Annotated in this window: 20 protein-coding genes; 4 read left to right on the top strand and 16 right to left on the bottom strand. The window is 67.4% G+C overall.

Annotated features, from left to right (window positions below; genetic code table 11):
• The first annotated feature begins 219 nt into the window (after window positions 1-219).
• Window positions 220-645, top strand: coding sequence for a heme-binding protein (locus HB681_RS06655; RefSeq protein ID WP_213954009.1), 426 nt, complete (start codon window positions 220-222; stop codon window positions 643-645).
• Window positions 646-649: 4 nt separating this feature from the next.
• On the opposite strand, the gene HB681_RS06650 is transcribed toward HB681_RS06655, so the two are convergent.
• The 6 genes from HB681_RS06650 to HB681_RS06625 are packed head-to-tail and all read right to left on the bottom strand — an operon-like array spanning window position 650 to window position 7,039.
• A complete protein-coding gene (locus HB681_RS06650) occupies window positions 650-1,633 on the bottom strand; it encodes a tripartite tricarboxylate transporter substrate binding protein (protein WP_213954008.1) in 984 nt (327 codons plus the stop codon).
• The gene (locus HB681_RS06645; RefSeq protein ID WP_213954007.1) at window positions 1,630-2,607 is read right to left on the bottom strand and encodes a tripartite tricarboxylate transporter substrate binding protein; all 978 of its coding nucleotides are present in this window, start codon (window positions 2,605-2,607) and stop codon (window positions 1,630-1,632) included. Before HB681_RS06645 ends, HB681_RS06650 begins: the two co-directional genes overlap by 4 nt.
• Window positions 2,607-4,178, bottom strand: a complete 1,572-nt coding sequence (locus tag HB681_RS06640) for a bifunctional 3-(3-hydroxy-phenyl)propionate/3-hydroxycinnamic acid hydroxylase (protein WP_213954006.1) — start codon at window positions 4,176-4,178, stop codon at window positions 2,607-2,609. Before HB681_RS06640 ends, HB681_RS06645 begins: the two co-directional genes overlap by 1 nt.
• A gap of 16 nt (window positions 4,179-4,194) precedes the next feature.
• Entirely contained in the window at window positions 4,195-5,058 is an 864-nt protein-coding gene (locus tag HB681_RS06635; protein WP_213954005.1) for a fumarylacetoacetate hydrolase family protein, read from the bottom strand.
• Window positions 5,055-5,966, bottom strand: coding sequence for a VOC family protein (locus HB681_RS06630; RefSeq protein WP_213954004.1), 912 nt, complete (start codon window positions 5,964-5,966; stop codon window positions 5,055-5,057). Before HB681_RS06630 ends, HB681_RS06635 begins: the two co-directional genes overlap by 4 nt.
• Entirely contained in the window at window positions 5,963-7,039 is a 1,077-nt protein-coding gene (locus HB681_RS06625; protein ID WP_213954003.1) for an amidohydrolase family protein, read from the bottom strand. The genes HB681_RS06630 and HB681_RS06625 overlap by 4 nt, the downstream gene beginning before the upstream one ends.
• Window positions 7,040-7,180: 141 nt before the next feature.
• Between HB681_RS06625 and HB681_RS06620 the strand changes: the two genes are divergently transcribed.
• Window positions 7,181-8,083: a LysR family transcriptional regulator gene (locus tag HB681_RS06620; RefSeq protein ID WP_213954002.1), complete on the top strand. Its 903-nt coding sequence runs from the start codon at window positions 7,181-7,183 to the stop codon at window positions 8,081-8,083.
• Window positions 8,084-8,098: 15 nt separating this feature from the next.
• On the opposite strand, the gene HB681_RS06615 is transcribed toward HB681_RS06620, so the two are convergent.
• The 5 genes from HB681_RS06615 to HB681_RS06595 are packed head-to-tail and all read right to left on the bottom strand — an operon-like array spanning window position 8,099 to window position 11,331.
• Window positions 8,099-8,416, bottom strand: coding sequence for a hypothetical protein (locus HB681_RS06615; protein ID WP_213954001.1), 318 nt, complete (start codon window positions 8,414-8,416; stop codon window positions 8,099-8,101).
• 14 nt (window positions 8,417-8,430) lie between these two features.
• Window positions 8,431-9,186: a 23S rRNA (guanosine(2251)-2'-O)-methyltransferase RlmB gene (gene rlmB / locus HB681_RS06610; RefSeq protein ID WP_213954000.1), complete on the bottom strand. Its 756-nt coding sequence runs from the start codon at window positions 9,184-9,186 to the stop codon at window positions 8,431-8,433.
• Between the two features lie 60 nt (window positions 9,187-9,246).
• Window positions 9,247-10,230 carry a hypothetical protein gene (locus HB681_RS06605; protein ID WP_213953999.1) on the bottom strand — a complete coding sequence of 328 codons (984 nt, stop codon included), beginning with the start codon at window positions 10,228-10,230 and terminating at the stop codon, window positions 9,247-9,249.
• Window positions 10,231-10,251: 21 nt separating this feature from the next.
• The gene (locus HB681_RS06600; RefSeq protein WP_213953998.1) at window positions 10,252-10,620 is read right to left on the bottom strand and encodes a ribosomal protein L7/L12; all 369 of its coding nucleotides are present in this window, start codon (window positions 10,618-10,620) and stop codon (window positions 10,252-10,254) included.
• Between the two features lie 21 nt (window positions 10,621-10,641).
• Window positions 10,642-11,331: an ABC transporter ATP-binding protein gene (locus HB681_RS06595; protein ID WP_213953997.1), complete on the bottom strand. Its 690-nt coding sequence runs from the start codon at window positions 11,329-11,331 to the stop codon at window positions 10,642-10,644.
• Window positions 11,332-11,393: 62 nt separating this feature from the next.
• On the opposite strand from HB681_RS06595, the gene HB681_RS06590 reads away from it, so the two are divergent.
• A complete protein-coding gene (locus tag HB681_RS06590; protein ID WP_213954311.1) occupies window positions 11,394-11,993 on the top strand; it encodes an arylesterase in 600 nt (199 codons plus the stop codon).
• A 94-nt stretch (window positions 11,994-12,087) separates the two neighbouring features.
• Here the strand turns inward: HB681_RS06590 and HB681_RS06585 are convergent, their stop codons facing one another.
• Window positions 12,088-12,291, bottom strand: a complete 204-nt coding sequence (locus tag HB681_RS06585) for a hypothetical protein (RefSeq protein ID WP_213953996.1) — start codon at window positions 12,289-12,291, stop codon at window positions 12,088-12,090.
• Window positions 12,292-12,381: 90 nt separating this feature from the next.
• On the bottom strand, window positions 12,382-13,587 hold the full coding sequence (locus tag HB681_RS06580) for a PLP-dependent transferase (RefSeq protein ID WP_213953995.1): 1,206 nt from the start codon (window positions 13,585-13,587) through the stop codon (window positions 12,382-12,384).
• A 126-nt stretch (window positions 13,588-13,713) separates the two neighbouring features.
• Here HB681_RS06580 and HB681_RS06575 point away from each other — a divergent pair, with 126 nt between their 5' ends.
• Window positions 13,714-14,157: a VOC family protein gene (locus tag HB681_RS06575; protein ID WP_213953994.1), complete on the top strand. Its 444-nt coding sequence runs from the start codon at window positions 13,714-13,716 to the stop codon at window positions 14,155-14,157.
• 89 nt (window positions 14,158-14,246) lie between these two features.
• Here the strand turns inward: HB681_RS06575 and HB681_RS06570 are convergent, their stop codons facing one another.
• From HB681_RS06570 to HB681_RS06560, 3 genes are all read right to left on the bottom strand, one after another.
• A complete protein-coding gene (locus HB681_RS06570) occupies window positions 14,247-14,771 on the bottom strand; it encodes a phosphoribosyltransferase (RefSeq protein WP_213953993.1) in 525 nt (174 codons plus the stop codon).
• A gap of 62 nt (window positions 14,772-14,833) precedes the next feature.
• The gene (locus HB681_RS06565; RefSeq protein WP_213953992.1) at window positions 14,834-16,165 is read right to left on the bottom strand and encodes an adenylosuccinate synthase; all 1,332 of its coding nucleotides are present in this window, start codon (window positions 16,163-16,165) and stop codon (window positions 14,834-14,836) included.
• Between the two features lie 25 nt (window positions 16,166-16,190).
• On the bottom strand, window positions 16,191-17,345 hold the full coding sequence (locus HB681_RS06560; protein WP_213953991.1) for an ATP phosphoribosyltransferase regulatory subunit: 1,155 nt from the start codon (window positions 17,343-17,345) through the stop codon (window positions 16,191-16,193).
• Between the last annotated feature and the right edge of the window lie 51 nt (window positions 17,346-17,396).

Raw genomic sequence — 17,396 nt, 5'->3', positions numbered from 1 at the left:
TCCAATTCACCGGTTTCGGTGAATGAAGGATGCTATCGAGCAACCAGAACTTTTCTCGTATCAATCGACCTAGTTCAGAGGTATGACAACGGGCGGAAAAGCGCGAGACCACAGGGCTTCGTGCCGCGTCCCGCCGGACCGGCCTTCGGGGCCGCGAACCGCTTCGGCTTCGATGCTTGCACGGCCGACAATCACAGCTCCCACTCCCCCTCACAAGCCATGACCACACTCACCCTCGACCAGGCCCAACAGATCATCAGCGGCGCCCTTGCCGCCTCCAGGGAAGCAGGCTACGCGCCCATGGGCGTCGCCGTGCTCGACGAGTCCGGCAACCTCAAGGCCTATGCGCGCGAGGACGGTGCCAGCATGTTCCGCTTCGACGTGGCGCAGGCCAAGGCCTGGGGCGCCGTCGGTATGGGCGTTTCCAGCCGCACGCTCGGCGAGCGCGCCAAGGGCAACCCGAACTTCTTCGTGTCGCTCGCCGCCACCTCGAACGGCCGCTTCCTGCCGCAGACCGGCGCAGTGCTGATCAAGGATGCGAATGGTGCAGTGCTCGGCGCCGTCGGTGCGAGCGGCGGCACCGGCGATGAAGACGAGGCGATCTGCATCGCGGGTGTCAAGGCTGCCGGCCTGGCGCCGGGCTGAAGCGCTATTCGGGCTGCACGCCGGCCACCTTGATGGCCTTGCGGTTCAGCGCGATGTCCCGCTCGACCCAGACGCGGAACTCCTGTCCCGTATCGGTCGCCGGCACCGCGCCATTGGCCTCGAAGGACTCGCGCACGGCCGGCTGCTGCAGCGCCACGGTCAGCGCCTGCCGCAGGGTGTCGGCCACCGAGGGCAGCAGGCCCTTTGGCGCCATGAGCCCGATCCAGCTGGAGAACTCGAAGCCGCGAACCGTCTCCCCGATCGACGGCACAGGCCCCAGCGGATGCGCCTCGACGCCCATGCTGTGGCCCAGCAGTCGCAGCCGCCCCGACTGCACCAGGCCGAGTGCCGCAGGCGCGGGCGTCAGCACCCAGTCGGTTTCCCCGGACACCACCGAGGCCACGCCCTGGCTACCGCCTTTGTACGGCACGTGCAGCGACTCGAATCCCGCCGCCGACTGCAGCGCGATGCCAGCCAGGTGGCTCACCGATCCCACGCCGGCCGAGGCCATGTTGGTCTTGCCATCGCGCGACTTTGCCCAAGCGATCAGTTCCGCAGTGTTGCGCACCGCGCGTGCCGGATGGCACACCAGGACGTTCGGCAACACGGCCATCAGCGAGACGAAGTCGAAGTCGTTCAACGGGTCGTAGGTGACAGCCTTCTGCAGCAGCGGCGCGACGCTCATCGAGCTGCTGGAAGCAACGATCAGGGAGTAGCCGTCGGGCGCGGCCATGCGTCCGACCTCCACGCCCAGCGCGCCCGCGGCGCCCGCGCGGTTGTCCACCACGACAGGCTGGTGCAAGGGCTGCGCCAATTGGTTGGCCACGATGCGGCCGATGGTGTCGACCGAGCTGGCCGGCGCGTTTGGAACGATCAGCCTGACCGGCCGCGTCGGCCATGCGGCGGGCTGCGCCAATGCCAGCAGTGGCTGGGCACCCAGCAGCGCCAGCAGGTGCCGCCGCGACCGCTGGAACACGGTGGCCTTCATTCCGGCAACAAGCCGATCTCGACGGCGATCTGGCCGAGGCGCTGGTGTTCCTCGCGCAGGAAGGCATCGAACTGCTGGGGCGTCTGCGGCGGCGCCGCGATCGGCCCGACCGCCAGCATCTTCTCGCTGAGGGCCGGCTTCTCCAGCATGCCGTTGATGCCGGTGTTCATGCGCGCGACGATGGGTGCGGGCGTGCCCGCGGGCGCGACCACGGCCAGCCATCCGACCATGTCGAAGCCGGGCAAGGTCTCGGCCAACGCGGGCACGTTGTCCCAGCCGGCGATGCGCTTGGGCGAGGTCACGGCGAGCATGCGCATACGGCCCTGCTTCACGAGCTGTCCGGTCGATGCCACGTCCGCCACCAAGGCATCCACCTGCCCGCCGATCAGGTCCTGCACGCCCGTGCCGATCGAGCTGTAGGCCACCAGGTTGGCGCCGGCCTTGGCACGCGCGTTGAACAGCCGCGCGATCATCCCGCCGAAGGTGCGCGGGCCCTCGTTGGCCAACGAAAGCTTGCCCGGATCGGCCTTGCTGCGCGCGACCAGGTCCTGCACGGTCTTGATCGGCGACTCCGCGCCCACCAGTAGCGCAAACGGGCTGTTGGCCACGAACGCCACCGGCGCGAAGTCCTTCAATGGGTCATAGGGAAGCGACTTGAACAGGTAGCTGTTGGTGACCAGCGCCGCCGTCGTCGCGAAGTAGAAGGTATAGCCGTCCGGTGCGGACTGCTTGACCGCCTGCGCGCCGATCACGTTCTGTCCGCCCGGCTTGTTGTCGATGACGAAGGGCTGGCCGATCGACTGCGCCACGCCGTCGCTCAGCATGCGTGCGATCGCGTCCGGCCCCGAGCCCGCAGGCTGCGACAGCACCAGCTTGATCGGTTTGGAAGGCCACGGGTCCTGCGCGCTCGCCAGGCCCCACGGCCCGCAAGCCGCCGCCGCAAGCGCCAGGTGGAAGCTTCTTCTGTTCATCATCACGTCGTCTCCGTTGTTTGAATTGGTGATTGATCTGCGAAACGGGCTGCGAGGGCGTCGCGCTGCGCGCCGAGTTCGGACGCGGTCGAGGCCACGCCGTACACATAGCGGTCGGGGCGGACGATGGCGGCGCGGCAGCCATGGCGACGGAACCAGCCCGCAGCAATGCCTTCGGTCTCGCGCAGCGTATCGCCCAGGCGCAGCGTCGTCATGCGCGGCGCGGCGTTTTCGAACTCGACGTCCTCGAAACCTTCGTCCAGCACCAGCCACCAGCCATGGCCCGCCAGCGCGTCGAGGCGCACCTGGCTGTCGCCTTGCGTGATCCACGGTTGCGGAAAGATGGTGCCGGTGGCCGCATGCGCGACCGGGGAAAGCATCCCCCCTTCGAGGCCTGGAATCACGTCCTGCCGCGGCATGTCGCGCACCACACCGCTACATTCGGCCAGCATGCGCGCGTCACGTTCGCGCGCCCTCGCTTCGTTGCGCTCGCAGATCACCGCGCCGATGCCCTTGATGCGCGTCGTCAGTTGCTCGACGTGCCGCTTTCGCTCGATGCCATAGCTGTCGAGCAGCGATTCCGCGGCGGCGCCGCGCACTTCGGCACGGCACACCGCCGCCAGCTTCCATGCGAGGTTGGCGACGTCGCGCACGCCCTGGCACATGCCCTGCCCGAGAAAGGGCGGCTGCTGGTGCGCCGCATCGCCGGCGACGAACACGCGGCCACGGCGCCATGTGTCCGCCACCAGCGCATGGAACCGGTAGCTGGCCTGCCGCCACAAGCTGCCTTCGTCCGGCGACAGCCAGCGTGAGAGAAGCTTCCAGGTCTCGGCAGGCTCAACGACCTTGCGCGGGTCTTCCTCCGGCTTGAGCGAGATCTCCCAGCGCCGATGGTTTCCGGGCCCGATCACCATCGTGCAGGGCCGGTCGGGCTCGCAGTACTGCACGCTGGTCTTCGGCAGCTTCGCCAGACCGCGCTCGTTGGCAAGCACGTCGACCACCAGCCAGGGCTCGTCGAAGCTCAGGTCCTCCAGCGCGATGCCCACCCGCTCGCGCACGAAGCTCGATGCGCCGTCGCAGGCGACGACGTAGCGGGCCTGCACCTGGCCCGCATGGCCGTCGTCGCGCCGCCACTGCAGGGTGACGGCATCGGCGTCCTGCGAAAGCGCCGCCACCTCGGTGCCGAGCGCGATGTGGGCGTTGGCCAGCGGCTGCACATGCGCACGCAGCGCGGCCTCGACCAGCGGCTGCGTGAACACGTTCGACGGCGTGTAGCCCAGCGGATACGGCGGCTCCACCATCGTGAGCCGCTTGATGAGCTGCCCGTCCACACCGAAGTACTCGGAGGGCGTGAAAGGCTCCAGGTGCGGCGCGACCGCGTCCATCACGCCCAGTTGCTGGAACACGCGCAGGATCTCGTGGTCGACGGCGATGGCGCGCGGCTTGTCGTACACCTCGCGCGACCGGTCGCACACCCACACGCGCAGGCCCAATCCCGCGAGCAGGCCCGCGGCCACAGCGCCGGACGGGCCGAAGCCGACCACCGCGACGTCGAAGACGGCGTCGCGTTGCATTGCGGACGCCATTCGCTCAGGCCTCGGCGATGATCGTGTTCACCAGCGTGCCGATGCGCTCGATCTCGACTTCGTAGGTGTCGCCCGCCTTCATCCACACCGGCGGCGTGCGCGCCTGGCCGACGCCGGCCGGCGTGCCCATGACGATCACGTCGCCGGGCTCCAGCGTGAGCACGTCACTCAGCAGCGAGATGGTCTCGGCCACGCTCCAGATCATGTCGGTGGTGTTGGCGTCCTGCATGACCTTGCCGTTGAGACGGCCCTGGATCCTGAGTCCCGTGGCCGCAGGCGGCAATTCGTCGGCCGTGACCAGCACCGGTCCAAAGCCACCGGTGCCGTCGAAGTTCTTGCCGATGGTCCATTGCGGCGTGCGCTTCTGGTAGTCGCGCACCGACATGTCGTTGAAGCCGGTGTAGCCGAAGACGTACCTCGGCGCGTCGTCCTGCGACACATGGCGCGGAACGCGCTTGCCGATGACGAGTGCCAGCTCGGCCTCGTAGTCGAACTTGCTCGAGACCTTCGGCAGGATGCCGGGCGCGCCGTGCGCGACGAGTGAGGTCGCGCCGCGGAAGAAGAACCACGGGTACTCGGGCTTCTCGCGACCGCCCTCCTTCGCATGGTCGAAATAGTTGAGGCCGAGGCAGATGATCTTGCCGGGCTCCGGGACCAGCGGCGCGAGCTTCAGCGACGCGAGGGGCTGCCGCGGTGCGTCGGAAGCGATGGCGGCTTTCGTGGCGGCTGCCAGATCGACGCCGGCGGCGAGCGCCGCGCGAAGGCTGTCCGGCACCTGCGGCTGCACCGCGTTCAGGTCGATGACCTGCGCGCCGTCGACAACGCCCAGGCGCGCGCGATCGTCCTTCAGGAAGGTGGTGAATCTCATGAATGCTCCGGAGTCGGGATGAAGAAAACCTGTCGCTGCGCTTCCTTGAGTCGCACCGAGGGCGGCTGCGAGATGCCCCACTGGTCGACCCGGCCGGGCGGCCACGTCCAGTCGGCGGGGCCGCCGGCCACGTAGCTGTCGTCGATCTGTTCGACCTCGGCCGTGTACTCGATGACTTCGCCGAACGGGCCGATGAAGTAGTTGAAGGCGTTGTCGCCGGGACCATGGCGGCCGGGGCCCCATTCGATGGCATGGCCTGCGTCCTTTAGGCGGCCTCCACCGCGCATCACCGATTCGAGGTCGGGCATGACGAAGGCGATGTGGTTCAGCGCGTCATTGTCGGTGTCGCCCAGCGCCACGCTGTGGTGGTCGCTGTTGCAGTTGAGGAAGGCCATGATGCGCGTGCGGTCGGCCAGCCGGAAGCACAGCGCCCGTTCGAAGAAGGCTTGCGTGGCAGCGACGTCATGGGTGTTGAGCACGACGTGGGCGAGGCGTGATGGCCGGTCCTTCGCCTCGTGCGCGTCGGGGTGCTGCGCATCCCCGTGCACGACCTGCAGCAACCGGCCGTGCGGATCGCGGATCGTCAGGCCCGTGCCGCCGCCGGGCGCCACAAGGGGTGCGATCGGCTCGAGGACATGGCCGCCGGCGCTCACCGCGGCGTCGGCCACGGCCTGCAATGCTTCGGCGCTGCGGGCGCGCAAGGTCACATGGCGGATCGCGCAGGGGCCGCCATCGCGATGCAGGGACAGCAGGTGATGGTCGGCGCCGGTGCCGCGCAGGTAGAGCGCATCGTCGCGGCGCTCGGCCACGTCCAGGTGCCACACATCGGTGTAGAACGCCTCGGCGCGCGCAAGGTCGGGCACGTTCAGTGCCACGCTGCGCAGGCCGTTGATCCAGGGTGAGCTCATGGCCTCTCCTTCGATGATTCGGTCTGTGCAGCAAACGCGCGCGCCAGGAAGCGGCGCGCATTGCCATCGGTCAGAAGCGCCGCCGCGTCGGCGCCAAGTCCGGCCGCCTCGATTCGCGCGAGCGGCGCGCGCTCGTGGAAGTTGAACGGGTAGTCGGTGCCGACCATCAACTGCGTGGGGCCGAACACGGTGGCCAGATGTGCCAGCGTCGGCGCATCGAACACCAGGGTGTCGAAGAACAAGTGCCGGGCCTGTTCGACCGGCGAGGTCCGCACCTGCTCCTTCAGTGCCGGGAATACGCCCCAGCCTTGCTGCAAGCGCGGCAGCAGCATCGCCAGCGTGCCGCCGCCGTGGCTGAAGGCGATGCGCAGCCCTGGCCGGCGCAGCATCAGGTTGCCGGTGATCACCGACGCGGCCGCCAACCCGACATCGGTCGGATAGGCCAGCACCTGCTGCAGTGGCGCCGGGCCCACCAGGCGGTCCATGCCGGTCGGCTTGAGCGCATGGACGAACACCGCCGCACCGAGCGCCTCGCAGGCTTCGAAGAATGGATCGAAGCAAGGGTCGCCAATGGGCACGCCGTTCACGTTGCTGCCGATCTCCACGCCCGCGAAGCCCAGCGTCTCGATGACGTAGCGAAGCTCCACGATCGCGGCGTCGACGTCCTGCAGCGGCACCGCGCCCATGCCGATCAAGGCGCCCCCGCCCTCCGCCACCATCGACGCGATCTGCTCGTTGAGGTAGCGCAGCAACTGCTGCGCATCGGCTGGCTCCATCCAGTACGACAGCAACTCGGGCATCGGCGAGATGGCCTGGTGCGCCAGGCCCATGGCGGGCAGGTCGGCCAGGCGGCGCGTCACGCTCCAGCTCTTTTCCGAAACGGTCCGGTAGTTCTTGCCGGCGATCATCACGTGCCTGTGGCACAGGCCGCCGGCATCGGGCGCGGCGGCGGTCGATGGCCATTGCGCGGGCATCCTGCGGCCGAGGTAGGCCGGGAATTCCGCCGGCACCATGTGCGCATGCACGTCGATGCCACAGGCGCAGCGCAGCCGCTGCGTTGCGTCGTCAACCATGCGCTGCACCCCGCGAAGTCCTTCGATCCATGTTGTCTCCTGGCGCCCGGCGCGATCAGGTCGGCAGGCTTGTGGAGGTGGAGTCTAGGCAGCTGCCTTGCATTGATGAAGTGGATTGGTCATATACATAGAATCCACGGCATGGATATCCGGCAAGTCGATCTCAACCTGCTCGTGGCCTTCCACGCCATGTCGGAACACCGCAGCGTGACGCGCGCCGCGGAGTCGATCGGCCTGAGCCAGCCCGCCATGAGTGCGGCCGTCGCGCGCCTGCGGCTGTTGTTCAACGACGCCCTGTTCGTGAAGACCGGCGCGGGCATGCAGCCCACCCCGCGCGCGGCCGAACTCGACGGCGCGGTGCGCCGCGTGATAGACACGGTCAAGGCCGAGATCCTCCCGGCGCCGGCCTTCGATCCGCTGCGCGACAGCAAGGTGTTCACCCTGGTCACGCCGGACATCGCCGAGGTGCATTTCCTGCCGAAGATCCTCGCCTGCTTTGCGCAGGAGGCGCCGCATTGCGACCTGCGGACGCTGTCGATGCCGCGCCAGGCCGCGGCGGAGGCCCTGGAAACCGGCGCGGCGGAACTCGCCATCGGCTACCTGCCCGACCTGCAGAAGGCCGGCTTCTTCCTGCAGAAGCTGTTTCGCAACGACTACGTGTGCATCGTGCGCGGAAGGCATCCCACCATCGGCGAGCGGCTCACGCTCAAGACCTACCTGGCCGCTTCCCACGCCGTGGTGAGCCCCGACGGCCGCGAGCACCTGCTCGACCAGTTCCTGCAGCGGCGCGGCCTGAAGCGACGCGTGCTGGTGGGGCTGTCGCACTTCATGAGCCTGCTGCCGATCATCGAGACTTCCGACCTCGTCGCGACGGTGCCGCGCGACCTCGCGAACATCTGCGTTCGGCATGCCGACATCCGCATCGTCGACCCGCCCTTCAAGGCGCCAGTGGTCGAGGTGCACCAGTTCTGGCACCGGCGATTCCACCAGGACGCGGCCAACATCTGGCTGCGCGGGCGCGTACAAAAGCTCTTTGGCGCCTGATCAGGCTGCGAAGGCTCAGCCGTTGTCCGGCGCCAGCGGAATATCGCCCAGCGCCTCGTCGTTGCGCACGCCATGCGCGGCCTTCAGCAGGCCGATCGACAAGCCCTCTTCCTGATTCGCGAAGCCCTTGGCAATGCCTTCGAGCGCATTCGCCAGGTTGCTGTCGCCGTCGTCGCGGGCGTCCATGCTGATGTTGAGCACCCGCGCCGCCATCTGGCGGTAGCTGACCACGCCGGATCGTTCGAGCAGCGCCACGAGGTCCAGATAGAGCGCAAGGTTGACGTCGAAGACCAGCTTCGCGGAAACATCGAGATCTTCGTGCCTGTTCTCCATGGCTTTGCTCCTCTTTAGATACGGATGGGTTGGCGCTGCCGCATGGCCTCATAGAGGCACACGCCGCTGGCCACGGACACATTCAAGCTTTCTACCGCACCCGCCATCGGGATGCTGATCAATTCGTCGCAGGTCTTGCGCGTCAGTTGCCGCATGCCTTCGCCTTCGGCGCCCAGCACCAGCGCCAGCGGACGCTTCAAGTCGCACTGGTAGAGCGTACCCGACGCGTCGTCGCTGGTACCCACGCACCAGATGTTGCGCTCCTTCAGCTCGTTCAACGTGCGCGCCAGGTTGGTCACCATGAAGTAGGGCACCGTGTCGGCCGCGCCGCTCGCCACCTTGGCCACGGTGGCGTTGATGCCGGCCGCATGGTCCTTCGGCGCGATCACCGCATGGGCCCCGGCGCCATCGGCCACGCGCAGGCAAGCGCCCAGGTTGTGCGGGTCGGTCACGCCGTCGAGCACCAGCATCAGCGGCACGGTGCCGGCGGCTTCGAGGCCTTCCAGCAGCTCGTCGATCGAATGGCTTTGCTGCATCGGCGAAACCCGTGCGGCGACGCCCTGGTGCCCGTGGCTGCCGGCCAGCTTGGCAATGCGCAGCGCATCCGCCTCGACCAGCCGGACGCCGGCCTCCTGCGCTCGCGTGACGAAGGTTTTCATGCGCGCATCGCGACGGCTGGCATCGAACAGCACCTCCAGCACCGATGCCGGCGCCGTCTTGATGCGCACGCCCACGGCATGGAAGCCGAAAATTACTTTGGGGGAAGACATCGCGCGATTATCGATGGCGCGCCGCCCGCGCCTGATGAAACCCGGCAAGCAAGACTTGACTCATGCAATGGGCAGGCCGCTCGTGGCCTGGCTCAGTTGATCGTGGACGTCCTGCACGCGCTGCGCGGCTGGGTGCACCTTCGCGCTACCGACCGCCTCCAGGAAGCGGCAGGCCGCGTGGCCACGCGCCGATGCGTCATAGCGCCGGACCCAGGCCTCGCGCATGGGCAGGCGTTCCGGCGCCACGGGCCAGACGCCGGGCCGTGGGCGCAGGTGATCGGCGATGCCGATGCGCCAGGGTTTCGCCGTCAGGCGCGCACGAAAGCAACCCTGGTTCTGGCACATGCGTGCATAGACCTTGTCGACGCCCAATTGCCTGAAGCACTCCGTCACGGCCGCACTCGCCGGATCGAAGACATCGTGCATCGCCAGCAACCGGAAGCCCGCGGGCGTGCGGTAGATGCGCAAGTGCCAGTCCGCATGTTGCTGCATGAAGCGTGCAATGCGCGCCTTGGCCCGCTTCTCCGGCCCCGGGTTGACGGCGCTCGCATCGCCACGCTTGCGATCCTTGCCGATGCGCAGCGCCACGGCAAACACCGCCACCGCCGCGATCGCCCCGGCAATCCACGATTCCGCAGACCAGCCGGCCAGCAGGCCCGCGATCAGCGCCGGGCCGAGCGCGAACTCCATCGCGCCGCTGTCCATCTTGTGCGACTCGAAGTCGATGTCGAGGAACAGCACGTCTGGCGTATTGAGGCACAGCGCGCCATAGCTGTTGCGCGTGATCACCGCATCGCCCGCGCGCTGCACGATCTCCTCGCGGATCGGCATGCCATCCGCGCCGTTGTAGGCCACCTTGCGCTCCCGCCGCGCCAGTTGCTCACCCGAGGCGATGCGGTCGAACGCGGCCAGCGTGCGCGCGTCGGCATGGCGCTGCGCCGCCTCCGCGCTTTCGTCGGACCAGCCGAAGCGCCGCACTGTCACCTGCTGGCCGTTGACATGATCCTGTACGCGCCCTTCCGCCCAATGCGCCGGAATGATCATCCCTTGAAGCTCCCCATTGACCTATTCACCCGCCTTGAAAAACCGCCAGGCGATCACCGCGATGGCCAGCAGCACCAGCCAGAACACCGGCGACGAGAGGAAGGTGCTGCGCACGCGCCCGGGCTCGGCCATCGGATCGGCGAGCACATTGCGCATGCCGCGCTCCACCGGCGCGTGATGGGCCGGCGGCGCGAACGCCTCGTCGAAGTCCTCCGTCGTGCCCGCTGCCACGCCCAGGGGCGACCGGTCGCCGTTGCGATAGCGCTCGACCGCATCCTTCGCCTCCTTGAGGCCGAGCCCGGTGTGCTCGCGGACCAGCTTGATGGCCTCGATCCACTCGCCGCGATCGATCGCGGCAATCGCTTCGGGCGGCAGGTTGAGGTTCGACATGGCCATGATCCTCGATTGCGACTATGAATCGGACGCGACCCGCCCGGCCTCGATCGTGATGCGCCGTTCGCACTGCGCCGCGATGCCGCGATCATGCGTCACCAGGACCAGCGTGGTGCCGCGTTCGCGGTTCAGGTCGAACATCAGCTTCATGACCTGCTCGCCGGTCGCGAAGTCCAGGCTGCCGGTCGGCTCGTCGGCCAGCAGCAGCGCCGGCTGCACCACGAAGGCGCGCGCCAGCGCCACGCGCTGCTGCTCGCCGCCGGACAGCACCTTGGGATAGTGGCCGAGCCGCTGCCCCAGTCCGACGCGGCCCAGCATCTCGGTGGCCGCCTTGCGCGCATCCTTGCGGTCGGCCAGTTCGAGCGGCAGCATCACGTTCTCGAGCGCACTCAGGTTGGCCAGCAACTGGAAGCTCTGGAACACGAAGCCGACCTTCTGCGCACGCAGCGCGGCACGGTCGTCCTCGTCGATGGAGAAGATGTCCGCGCCCGCCAGCTTCACCGTGCCGCGCGTCGGCGTGTCGAGCCCCGCGATGATCGACAGCAGCGTGCTCTTGCCCGAGCCCGAGGCGCCGACGATGGCCGCGGTCTCCTTCGCACCCAAGGTGAAATCGATGTCCTGCAGAATGTCCAGCGTGCCGGCCGAGTCGGTGACGGACTTGAACACATGCTCGACCGCCACGATTGGCTCGGACTTGGGTACAGACATTTGGAAGGGCTCTCGTTTTGAATCGCAGACACTTTATCCCGGCCGCCTCGCTGGCCCTCGCAATGGGCTTTCCGGGGCTGGGCGCATGGGCCCAGTCGAGCGGCGGTCCCACCGTGCTGATCATGGGCGATTCGCTGAGCGCGGAGTACGGTCTCAAGCGTGGCGAAGGCTGGGTCGCACTGCTGGAGAAGCGCCTGGCCGACGAGAAGATTCCAGCCCAGGTCATCAACGCCAGCATCAGCGGCGAGACCACCGCTGGCGGCAAGTCGCGCGTCGACGCTTTGCTCAAGACGCACAAGCCGAACGTCGTGGTGATCGAGCTCGGCGCCAACGACGCGCTGCGCGGCCTGCCCTACACCCAGACCCAGGCCAATCTCTCGGCCATGGTCGACGCGTCGAAGGCGGCGGGCGCCAAGGTCCTGATCGTCGGCATCCAGGTGCCGCCGAACTACGGCATGACCTACCTCAACAACTTCTCGAAGGTCTTCACCAACGTCGGCGTGGCGGGCAAGGCGCCGGTGGTGCCGTTCATGCTCAAGGGCGTGGCCGACGGTCCCGATGCCGCGACGATGTTCCAGCCCGACCGCATCCACCCCGTGGCCGCGGCGCATCCACGGATCCTCGACAACATCTGGCCGGAACTGAAGAAACTGCTGAAGTGAAGTAGCTTCGCGGCTCGCAGCGCGCGCCAACGAGAAAGCCGCCGCCTGCATGGCGCAGGTGGCGGCTTTTTCGTGGCGGGTTCGGTGGGACCGTTCAGCCGTTCTTCGTCGGGATCGTGGGCACCGTCGGGGCCTCGTTCTCGAGCGAAGCCACGTCCGTTTCCGGATCGCCTGGCATCAACCCTTCGCTGCTCGGGCTCAGCTTTCGGGTGGCCTTCTCCCGCAACTTTTCTTCCTTCTTCTTCTTCTTGGCCAGTTCCTTTTGGCGCTTCTCGTATCCGTAGTTGGGTGCGGCCATGTTGCTCCTGATGTCGCGCCCCGGAAGCGGGGCAAACCGGCACCCACTTTAAGCGATAACGCTTCCCGCGAAAACGCACCGGAAGCGTTGTCAGTTACGCATGCCGTCCAGCGCTTGCGCCAGGTCGTCCCGTAAGTCGGCCAGCGCTTCCAGGCCCACCGAGAAACGCACCAGCGTGCCCTTGTAGGGCCAGCGCGCCACGCTCGCGTCGCGCATCAAGCGGATGTCGTAGGGCACGACCAGGCTGATCGGGCCGCCCCATGAATAGCCCAGTCGAAACAGTTTCAAGCCGTCACAAAAACGATCGACCTCTTCGCTGCTGAATCGCTCGTCGAACACCACCGAGAAGATGCCGGCGGCGAGGTCGCGGGCGCCGCACAGCGCGCGCCAGTGCTCATGCCCCGGCGAGCCTTCGATGGCCGGATGCAGCACCTGCGCGATCTCGTCGCGCGCGCCCAGCCAGTGCGCCAACGCGCGCGCGGCCTTGTCATGGGCCGCATAGCGGATCGCGATGCTCGGCAGCGAGCGCAGCAGCGTCTCGACGTCGCCCACCCCGACACCCCAGCCCATGCGCATGTGCGTGAGCTTCAGCGCCTGGTGCAGGCGCCCGTCGTCGCGGGTGACCACGCTGCCCATCAGCACGTCGCCGCCGCCGCTCGGGTACTTGGTCAGCGCATGGACCGACACGTCCACGCCCTGCCCGGTGCCGTTGAAGTCGAACGGGTCGAAGGCCAGGCCGGCGCCCCAGGTGTTGTCCAGCGCGGTGATCACGCCACGTGCGCGGCACAGGTCCACCAGTGCAGGCAGGTCCGGGAACTCCATCGTCACCGAGCCCGCGGCCTCGAGCCAGACCAGCCTGGTGCGCTCCGACAGCTTGGCCGCCAGATCGGCCGGATTCATCGCGTCGTACGTGCGGTGCGTGATGCCGAAGTTGGCCAGCTCGCCGTTGGCCAGCGCCTTGTTGGGACCGTAGGCGTTGTCGGGCAGCAGCACCTCGTCACCGGTCTTGAGGAAGGCGAAGGCCACCAGCGCGATGGACGCCAGACCGCTGGGCACCAGCAGGCAATGCGTGCCACCCTCCAGCGTGGCCAACCGCTCTTCCAGCGTGAAGGTGGTGGGCGTCCCATGCAGGCCGTAGGTGTAGCCCACCTTGGTCTTCCAGTCGCGCGCACGCATGGCCGCGACATCGGCGAAGAAGACCGTCGAGGCCTTGTAGGTGCCCGGCTGCGGCGCCGCGAACTTCGCGGGCGGCTTGTAGGGATGGTGGATGAGGTCGGTGATCGGTTCGTGAGCCATGTCGCGATGCTAGCCCGGTTGCGGGCCGCGGCGCTGGGGCGCGCACGACCGCAGCTGAGGCACCCGTGCGACAAGGGCGCAGAATGAACCCGGCGCGCGCAGACGCGCATCCAGGAGCAAGTTGCCATGGCGATCCACGAACTCTTCCCCTACCTGCGCGTGCACGACGCCGCGGCCGCCATCGATTTCTACTGCGCCCTCTTCGCCGTCAAGGAAAAGTTCAGGCTGACAGAACCCGGTGGACGGATCGGCCATGCCGAGATCGACTTCGGCAACGGCGCCACCTTGATGCTGTCAGACGCGTATCCCGAGTACGGCATGGACAGCGCACGCACCATCGGCGCGAGCCCCGTGGCCATGCACCTCCACGTCGACGACGCGGATGCGCTGATCGAGCGCGCGGTCGCCGCGGGCGCCACGCTGGTGATGGCGCCGCAGGACCATTTCTACGGAGAGCGCTCCGGCAGCTTCGACGACCCGTTCGGGCATCGATGGAGCATCGGGCACAGCATCGAAGAAGTGACGCCCGAGGAAATGCAGCGGCGGTACACCGCCATGATGACTAACTGAATGAATAGGCCCCGAGGACCGGGCTATGCCCGGCCCGCTTCCCGAGGGGGATCAAGTCGAGATGGCAAAGCCACATCGACTTGAGCGACTCACACCGACCACTTCTCGATCAGCTTCTCCGCGCCCATGCCGTCGTAGCCCTCGAAGGGCTGGTGGATCCACGGATTGGTCGAGAGGAATTCGACCGAGTAGTCCGGCTCGAAGGTCGACAGGGCCTTGGTCCAGATCACGGCGCTGCGCAGTTCAGTGATGGGTGCATAGCGGTTGCGAAGCATGTCGACCACCGCGTGCAGCGTATGGCCCGAGTCCGCCAGGTCGTCCACCAGCAGCACCTTGCCGGCGATCTCGCCCTTGGGCGTGGTGATGTAGCGGGCGATATCGAGGTGGCCCTGGATCGTGCCGGCGTCCGCACGGTAGGAACTGGTCGACATGATGGCCAACGGCTTGTCGAAGATGCGCGAGAGCACGTCGCCGGGGCGCATGCCGCCACGCGCCAGGCACAGGATGGTGTCGAACTCCCATCCCGACTGATGCACCTTGATCGCGAGCTTCTCGATCAGATTGTGGTACTCGTCATAGCTCACGTAGAGATGCTTGCCGTCTTCCGTCAACATGGGTTGGCTCCTGAACTTTGGATGTTTTTGAGGTCGTGGGAAATCAATGATCTCGGCGATGATCAATCGGCGAGGTACGGGTGGCGCATCATGATCGTGTGATCGCGGTCCGGACTGGTCGACACCATGTGGATCGGCACGCCGGTCACCTGTTCGATGCGCTGCAGGTAGAGGCGCGCGTTCACGGGCAGCTTGTCGTATTGCGTGACGCCGACGGTGCTGTCGCTCCAGCCTTCCAGCGTCTCGTAGATCGGGGTGCAGCGTTCGATCTCGTCGGCGCCCATGGGCAGGATGTCGGTCACTTCGCCGTCGAGGATGTAGCCTGTGCAGAGCTCCAGCTTCTCGATGCCGTCGAGCACGTCGAGCTTGGTGATGCACAGGCCCGACAGGCCATTGACCTGCGCCGAGCGCTTCAGCAGCGCCGCATCGAACCAGCCGCAACGGCGGCTGCGGCCGGTGGTCACGCCCTTCTCGGCGCCCACGGTGCTCAGGTGGTAGCCGGCGGTGCCGGGCGTGGCCCAGTCCAGTTCCGTCGGGAACGGACCGCCGCCGACGCGCGTGCAATACGCCTTGGTGATGCCCAGCACGTAGTGCAGCATGCCCGGGCCCACGCCCGAACCGGCGGCCGCATTGCCGGCCACGCAGTTGCTCGAGGTGACGTACGGGTAGGTGCCATGGTCGACGTCGAGCAGCGTGCCTTGCGCGCCTTCGAACAGCAGGTTGGCGCCATTCTTGTTGGCATCGTTCAACTCGCGCGACACGTCGGCCATCATGGGCTTGAGCAGTTCGGCATGCTTCATCGCCTCGTTGAAGACCGTGTCGAAGTCCACCGCCGGCGCCCCCAGCACTTCCACCAGCACATGGTTGTGCAGGTCGAGGCACACGCGCAGCTTGGCCGCGAAGCGCTCGGGGTGCTTCATGTCCTGCACGCGCAAAGCGCGGCGCGCGATCTTGTCTTCGTAGGCCGGGCCGATGCCGCGGCCGGTGGTGCCGATCTTCTCGATGCCGCCCTTTTCCCGGTAGTTCTCGCGCGCGATGTCGAGCGCCGCGTGGAACGGCAGGATCAGCGGACAGGCCTCGCTGATGCGCAGGCGCGAACGCACCTCGACGCCGGCCTTCTCAAGGCCTTCGATTTCCTCGAACAGCTTGGCCGCCGACAGCACCACGCCATTGCCGATGTAGCACTTGACGCCCGGGCGCATGATGCCGCTCGGGATCAGGTGCAGCGCGGTCTTCACGCCGTTGATGACCAGCGTGTGGCCCGCGTTGTGGCCGCCCTGGAAGCGAACCACTCCCTGGGCGCTTTCGGTCAACCAGTCGACCAGCTTGCCCTTGCCCTCGTCGCCCCACTGGGTGCCGACGACGACCACGTTTCTTCCGGTGGTAACGCTCATGTCTACTCGCTTCTCAAAAACTGATTCAGATGGATTGCAGTGTCCACTGCCCGCCCCGCTCGATGAGCTCGCGGTCACAGTGGAATTCGTCGATTTCGCTCTCGTGGCCGGGCAGCACGCAGACCACGGTTTCACCGCTGCGGCGCAGCGCGGCGATGGCGTCGCGCAGGCCGGACGCATCGCTCCACGGCGCGCGCACGGCCGCACGCAACGGGCGGGCTGGCAGCACTTCAACCAGCTCGCGCAGATCCAGGCTGAAGCCCACGGCGGGCCGGTTGCGTCCGAACACGGCGCCGACCTCGTCATAGCGGCCGCCGCGCACCAGGGCATCAGCCGCGCCGTTCACGTAGATGCCGAAGCGCATGCCGCTGTAGTAGGCATAGCCGCGCAGGTCGGACAAGTCGAAGCTCACGTTGGCGCCGCCGCCGAGCCGGCCCGCGAGCTGGCGCAGGTCGGCCAGCGCCTGCCGCACAGCGGGGGTGGCGGGCAACGCGCGCTCGGCTTCGTCGAGCACCTTGGCGTCCCCGTACAGCTGGACCAGCGCCAGCAGGCCATCGCGCGAAGCCGCGGGAAAGTCGCGCGTCAAATTGCGCAGTTCGCTGGCGTCCTTGGTGGCCAGCGCCGCATGCACGCGGACCAGCACGCCAGCATCCACCGGCACGCCGGCGAACAGCGAACGCACGATGCGCGCATCGGCCATGTCGACCAGCACCTTCTCGGTGACGCCGGCGGCATGCAGGCAATCGAGTGCGAGCACGAGCGATTCGGTGTCCGCTTCCAGGCCGGCGTGCCCATAGATCTCGGCGCCGAACTGCAACGGCTCGCGCGTGGCATGCGGACGATCGGGCCGCACGTGGACGACCGGGCCGCAATAGCACAGTCGCGCGACGCCTTGGCGATTCAACAGGTGCGCGTCGATGCGCGCGACCTGCGGCGTGGTGTCGGCACGCAGGCCCATGCTGCGGCCGGACAGTTGGTCGACCAGCTTGAAGGTTTGAAGGTCGAGCGCCTCGCCCGTGCCCGAGAGCAGCGATTCGAGGTGCTCGAGCATCGGCGGCATGACCAGCTCATAGCCATAGCTACGGGCGGTGTCGAGCAACTGACGACGAAGTTCTTCGATGTGGCGCGCTTCGGAAGGCAGCACATCGGCAATGTGATCCGGGAGGACCCAGGCGGACATGGGAAAAGGAGGCGTGGGTTAAACGCGAATTCTACTGGGCCCGCAGTGGCC

The sequence above is a fragment of the Variovorax sp. dw_954 genome (genome assembly GCF_018449755.1).
GTDB lineage: Bacteria > Pseudomonadota > Gammaproteobacteria > Burkholderiales > Burkholderiaceae_C > Variovorax.
Note: the sequence above shows the minus strand (reverse complement) of the source record. Positions and strands in the feature narration are given on the sequence as shown.